General features: G+C 55.9%; 5 protein-coding genes. 3 read left to right on the plus strand and 2 right to left on the minus strand.

The window, feature by feature from the left end:
• Window positions 1-793: 793 nt before the first annotated feature.
• Window positions 794-3,244: an ATP-binding protein gene (locus BSP239C_RS20110; RefSeq protein ID WP_101575072.1), complete on the minus strand. Its 2,451-nt coding sequence runs from the start codon at window positions 3,242-3,244 to the stop codon at window positions 794-796.
• 286 nt (window positions 3,245-3,530) lie between these two features.
• On the opposite strand from BSP239C_RS20110, the gene BSP239C_RS20115 reads away from it, so the two are divergent.
• Window positions 3,531-4,112 carry a recombinase family protein gene (locus BSP239C_RS20115; protein WP_101575073.1) on the plus strand — a complete coding sequence of 194 codons (582 nt, stop codon included), beginning with the start codon at window positions 3,531-3,533 and terminating at the stop codon, window positions 4,110-4,112.
• A 218-nt stretch (window positions 4,113-4,330) separates the two neighbouring features.
• Here the strand turns inward: BSP239C_RS20115 and BSP239C_RS20120 are convergent, their stop codons facing one another.
• Window positions 4,331-4,732, minus strand: coding sequence for a hypothetical protein (locus tag BSP239C_RS20120; protein WP_180959126.1), 402 nt, complete (start codon window positions 4,730-4,732; stop codon window positions 4,331-4,333).
• 410 nt (window positions 4,733-5,142) lie between these two features.
• Here BSP239C_RS20120 and BSP239C_RS20125 point away from each other — a divergent pair, with 410 nt between their 5' ends.
• Window positions 5,143-5,511, plus strand: coding sequence for a nuclear transport factor 2 family protein (locus tag BSP239C_RS20125; protein ID WP_101575075.1), 369 nt, complete (start codon window positions 5,143-5,145; stop codon window positions 5,509-5,511).
• 133 nt (window positions 5,512-5,644) lie between these two features.
• Window positions 5,645-6,286 carry a hypothetical protein gene (locus BSP239C_RS20130; RefSeq protein ID WP_145997523.1) on the plus strand — a complete coding sequence of 214 codons (642 nt, stop codon included), beginning with the start codon at window positions 5,645-5,647 and terminating at the stop codon, window positions 6,284-6,286.
• Window positions 6,287-6,437: the final 151 nt, after the last annotated feature.

Genomic DNA, 6,437 nt, shown 5'->3' on the forward strand with positions numbered 1-6,437 from the left:
TCCCCCTTGAGCGGGGGCACTATGTGGTCGGATGGGCAGAAATCGTGGCCGTCACTGGGCAGTTCTACTGGCCAGGAGTGGGCATTTCCACTGTCCGCCTATGGGCAGTTTCCCATGGCCGCCAACAACACGCCGATTTGAGGAAGGCAAGAAGAGGATCGATGCGAAAGGGAAGTCATGACTATTCCTGTGTGCCTAGCGTAAGTCGGGGATTTGTGGACAGGCAGGGGATCAATCGACTGACACTCCCGAAGCCAATGCTCGTTTGGCTGGGGTTGGGCTCGATTGCTGCCCGGGTCTACGCGACATCAGGCATCAACCATCTGCTCGTGACAGTGCAATACGGCCTCGACATCACATCTGCATCGTCTCGCATCGGGTTTTGCGACAGGTAGGTTATGAGACAGTCGCCGAGCAGTTCTAAATCGCGCAGACGGGATCGCCGATGCCGCGACACATCATCGAAGAGGAGCCCACAGAGTTTCGAGACGTAACAAATCGGCTTTCCATTCCTCAACTTGAGCGCTTTGAAAGCGAGAAGCCCTAGTCCTCCCGTGAAGAACATCCGATGTTTCACTGTAGACATGAGCAGCTTGCCTGACCGCTCTAAATGTCTCAAGCCGACGCTGCTCGTCCACCATCGCGACGAGTAGTATAAGACGGCGTTGCACGACTCGCGTTGAAACTTCATCCCTGGGGAGGCCGGAGGCGGCCACCCAAATTTCTACTGAAACTTCCTCGATCGCGCGTCTTAGTCGAAGCGCCTCTTGCTTGACGACATAAGGCAACATGGTCACCAATGAATCTTTCGGAGTACGTCAATTGTTGCCTGAGCGGTTTCAATATCCGCATCTAACTGAGTTTCATCGGGTACCGCTGAGGGATCATGCACCGCATCAGACCATCGTTTTGCTGGCTGTGATACTTGCTGCCAGGCTGCTGTCAACAGTGCCAGTTGAGCAGGACTGTCGGCGAGGAACGATCTCAACACTTTCTTCCTATCTCGAGTTAGCATCGCCTTATCGAAGGTGTCGCGGGCACTCCGGGCTTCATTGGCGGAAAGCCTCGAGAAATAGCGGAGAGCAACATGCTCTAGGGCTTCATCCAAGGCCATCCGAAGGAGTGCTGTAATCTCGGCACGACCTTCGGGCGCCTGTGTATTCTTGAGGTCCCCAGCCAGTTGGAGCCCAAACTTGACGAGTTCTGCTGGTGGGTCCAAGGTCGGCGTTAGCGTCATGCGCCCTTCTTCGTCTCGGCTCGTGGTGAGGACAACGAAGGCCAGCGTCGCATGGACTCTTAGATATTCGACAAACCGTGCGTCGTGTGTGGTGAGGACGAGCGATTGGCTCTTTCCGATCTGGGCCAGTGTTGAAGATAGCTTGTCGACCCGGAAGTCGTCGAAGGCGTGCACAGGATCATCCAATATAGAGAACCCGAAAATGCCGGACTCTGCTGTTGCGATTACTGGTCCCAGGATGAGGGCATTCCTTTGTCCTGCACTGAGGTGGGCGAGCTCTACGCTCTCGCCTTTCGAGTTTTGAAGATCGAGTCTGCTTTCTGATTTCGTGATGTTGATAGCAGATACGGTGATGCCAGCGTCGCCGAGCAGCGAAGCAACCGCTGGCCCCAAGAGTGCGTGAAAGCTAGAACTTCGGTCACCGCGGATTCGAGCGAGATAAGAATTCCACTTGCTACGCGCCTTCTTCAAGGTGGCAGTCTTGATCGCCAGATCGATGTTTGCTTCGAAAACGGCTAGGTAGGGGCTCACGGCATCCCAACGGTTGCAGCGCCACTGGTGCTCGAGGCCCGAGGCCGCTAGAGCTGCCTCCATTAGAGGACGCGCTTCGGGTCGTTCACTCCACTTGGCCAAATTGTGGATCGTTGCGAGGAGGCTGACGTCTAAGTCATCGGTACCTTTTAGAGCTGACTCTGCTTCCTCTACCAATACAGTGAGACTGGCTTTAGCAGCGGCATCGAATTCAGGCGGCAAGACTAGTAGGCAGGTGCTGAGGGGTGCCACTATCTCAGAGTGGCAACGGCGGACGAGCTTTGTGAGCTCTGCAGCGGAGTTTTGCGCCTCTTGAAGCCTAGTTGCTTCCTCTCGCAGATGCCGCCGCCAATCAGTCTGCGGCGTTCCGCAGGCAGGACAAACCCCACCGTTGTCACCTTGTCCGGAGCTGACGACACGAGAGTTCATATCAACAATTGAGGCCGTGACCTGAGCGGTCAGCAAAGCTTTAGTCGCAGCGCTGGACCATTTCGTCCAAGCTTCCAAAAATACAGCACCGAAAGCCGGAACCCTTACCAAAATATCTGTGTCAAGATAATTATCGAGTTTTCGCCGTTCCGAAAGCTGGTGGGTTTTTAGCCAGTTTTTCAGCTCTTCGCGCGACATCGGCTCTGTCCACTCGAGCGTGACGATCCCTTTGACACCTTGACGCTTCGCTTCTAGATCGGCTTCCTCAACTGCCTGCATACTGGCCTGCTTGGCATTGGCTATAGCCTTGTCGGCAGCTATAGCTGCTCCGACCTGTGATTGCACTCGAGAATCGAATACACGGCTCGCGTTGTCCATAGCCAGGCAGGACGTGAGCCAGATTTGCAGATCTTTTTTCTTTTGGAGCTCATCAGCAAGTTCGGCATATGCGAGCACTGGAGGTGACGCCCGGATGGCATCTGACCAGAGTGACCACTCCGGGGATTCGTCGAATAGTTCGCGCTGCTCGTCGCCAATCTTAAGTAGCCCAGTTCTCGTCACGCCTGTCTCGGTGATCTTGGCGCAGATCGTAAGGGAATCAGTTGTTGGTTCGTCAATGAGCAGTATTTTTACCGTTGCTTCTTTTACGCCTTGACTGCGCTGGTCCGTCGCTCCCCAAATTTCGTGGACCGTTCCGTTGCTTCCGAGATGAGTCGCACCTGTTCTACCTTCAAGCGCGACGCGTACCGCCTCCGCTAGGCTGGATTTACCCGATCCATTCTCGCCAAACAGGACCGTTAGCCCATGAAGATTATCAATCTCGAGGTTGACTTCGTGTCTCGCGCCTCGAAATCCCAAGACCGAGACGTGGTGCAGGCACCACTTCCGGTTTCTTGTGAGCACGTCGATTCGATCGATGCTGTATAGATCATCGACCATTTGTATAAGGGTCTCCCAGGCTGCGACATCAGTTTTCGCAGCCAAACCTGCCTCATCGCGAAGTGATGCGCCCAAATCTTCCAAGGTGAGTTCGGATAGCTCGTTCATTCGTTCCCCCGCTCGTGATGATCACTCGGCTCTGAGCGTCCCAGCCCAATTTTCGACGACCAAGGGGCCGTTCGCAACCTCCAGGAAGGAGGCTACAAAGGATCTCATAACCCTAGGGATACGAGACATCTCGCGGGAGCCTCCACTTGCACTGCATTCGGAACGACATGCTTCCCGAGAATCCCGGATTGTTCGCGTGGCGAGAGATTCTCATAACTATGTGTTGTAACCTGGAGGGCAAATCGGTGTACTCACCGTTAGTTGCGAGACACTTTGGAAAACGGTTTTGAGCAAGCTGATCGGATATGCCCGAGTGTCCACTCGCGACCAATCCACCGATCGCCAAGAGGCCGACCTCCTCGCAGCCGGCGTACGCCGCGATGGCCTCTACGTCGACCGCGGTGTTTCTGGAGCTCGAGCGTCACGGCCAGCGTTCGATAAAGCACTCGATGCTCTCATCGAAGGCGACAGTCTCGTCATCACTACCCTCGATCGCCTCGGACGGTCAACATATAACATGCTCTCCTTCGCCCACCAGCTTCGCGACCGGGGTGCAGGTTTGCGTGTACTCAACCTCGGAGGTGGAGACGTCGACACAGCAACACCCTTGGGCTCGATGCTTTTTACCGTCATGGCCGCCCTGGCTCAGATGGAACACGAAATCAAACGCGAACGCATCACCGACTCGATCAAAAAACGCCGAGATGCTGGCCTTAATCTCGGCGGTCGGCCCCGCCGAATCACGGACAGCCAGATCAGTAACGCCGTCCGCCTCGTCGACAGCGGCGAACCCGCCGCGCAAGTCGCCCGGGATCTCGGAATGTCTAGAGCCACCTTCTACCGTCGAGCTCGCGCGATCACAGACTAGTCAACACGCAAAAGGCATCTCAACGCCGCTCTTGCGAGCAGCACTCGCACGCTACGCAGCGCGAGGTCTTCTCCAAGTCGAGGTTCTTCCGAGCGTGCACCGATAGTTCGTTCACGGTGCCAGGAACCATAGAGCTCAGTTTGGCAGAGCGCGTAGACACGAACGAGAGGTGCAACCCATGTAGATGGGCGCACCCCTCGCGTTCGCGGCAGTGGTTGTCAGCAGACGAGCTTGTATTCTGTGATCGTCCGATCATAGGACCCGGTGCTCTTCGGATTAGGCTTCGTCGTCATGTCCAAACCGCACCCTTGCGCTTCCGCCTTATTGAACCATTTGTTGGCCTGCGCGGGACCGTTGCAACCTACTTGACCAATCGACCCAAGAATGACGGCACCGACGGCACCGCCCCAGATCGCGCCGATGGCACCCACGCCCCACTTGCATTTGCCTTTCACATCGCCCATGGTCTGTTGCCATTCGATGACGTCTGACTTGCTGTAGTGGACGGTAGGGCCGTCGACCTTCGGCTCTGCGTTGGCTATACCAGCTCCTCCGAGACAGAGCCCAACGGTAAGGGCGGCAGTAGTGGTTGCGGTGATCGCCTTCCTCCGGAGCGTCATGTCGATCACGTCCTTTCAAGACTCGATTATGTGACCTGACGCACTCAAGACCCTACGGCGGCAGAGTGAGCTTTCAACCGGTATCGGCTTTCGTCAACTGCTTGGTGACCGCATTCCCACTTGACGGTCAGGGTCTAAGCAAAAACCCACTTGGCTCCACCATGCGTATGGCCCTGAAGACTCTCCGGTGTCCGGCCGCATGCTCCGCTCGCGATCGCTGCCAACCTCAATGCCCCAGTAGGTACCGCTGAACATGCACACGAGTAAGGGTTTCCGATGTTCTCACCTCCCGCAGTGATGCACCGCATTTCCGACGCAGCGAAGCAGTGAGGGCAGGCAAAATCTGCGGCCAGTGCCAAATACGTTCGTCTTCGGCAAGTCGCGGGGAGGTTCCGTTGTTTAATAGTCAGATGAGCGCCCTCACGGACTACATCGCGGCATGGAGAACTAATGACACAGAGCGCATCGTTGCGACCGTCACCAACGACGTTGTGATCGCTGAGAGCTTTGGGCCGGTGTACTACGGCCGCGAACGGGTGCGGGAATGGTGCGAAAAGTGGAACGAGGGAGGGTCGCGCGTCCTCGACTGGACGGTCACTCACGAGTTCCAAGCGGGACACCTGCTCGTGGCCGAATGGCGGTTTGAGTATCGCCGGGGTGGTGAGGACAAGGCGTTCCTGGGGGCGTCGATCGCGACCGAACGCGACGGGAAGATCGCTGAGCTCCGCGAGTACGCCGTCACCGATGATTTGTACACCTGGGAAGGTGAGTGGAAGTAGGCGGCCCACCGTAAACGATCTTTATCGGACCGCCGACCACCACCTTTGGTCACTCTCCTACGATGTATGTTCGGTGAGGTTCAAAATTGTGACCGACTGTCAGCAGCTCCATATCATCGCGAAGGGAACGTACGTGAAACAAACCGTAAAAATGATCGGCGCAATACTGGTGACCCTTCTCGTCCTCGCGGTTGCGATAGTACTGACATGGACTCTCGGCCGGCTTGTTTTCTCCGCTCTGCAGTCGATGGATGGAGACACACGTGGAGCAACCATCGCGCTAGTCGGCGTCATCGCGGTTCCAGTGATCACATTCATCACTCAATGGGGGATGGAAAAGAAGCGTTCCCGTGAACAAGCCATTCGAGAAAAACGAACAGAATTCTACGAATCCGTAGTCGCACTGTTCATGCAGATACTGAATAGCTCTGCAAACGGCAACGAGGGTGACGTAGCTGATGACTGGGCATCCCAGATGCGGTCGCTGACACCACGAATGATCCTCTATGGGAGCAAAGAGTTCGTGCAAGCGTGGAATGTATTTCGCCAGACGAGTGCGCTCAACACAGCAGGAGAAGGAAAACTTGGCCCTGACGCGCTCAATCTCATGGTGGCTTCAATGGAGAAGACGATGATAGCTGCGCGCAAAGACCTCGGGCACCGTGTCTCCACGACCGAACTGGGCGAATACGCTTCGACCTTCATCAATGACCTCGATCGCACGCAGATCCAAGCTGCACATCAAAGAATCAGCAAAGGAGATCTCCAGGGCTAAGCTGCGGCGGTAACTGCTTCACAAACTAGGGCGTGTCTCCTTTATTGACCATTCCAGGACTGGCACGGTGGAGACGTGACTACACAGCAACGACACCGAGTCTTCACTGATGAGCAGTGGGAGAAGATCGAACCACTTCTGCCCTCAAACG

The sequence above is a fragment of the Brevibacterium sp. 239c genome (assembly GCF_900169365.1).
In the GTDB taxonomy this organism is placed as follows: Bacteria; Actinomycetota; Actinomycetes; order Actinomycetales; family Brevibacteriaceae; genus Brevibacterium.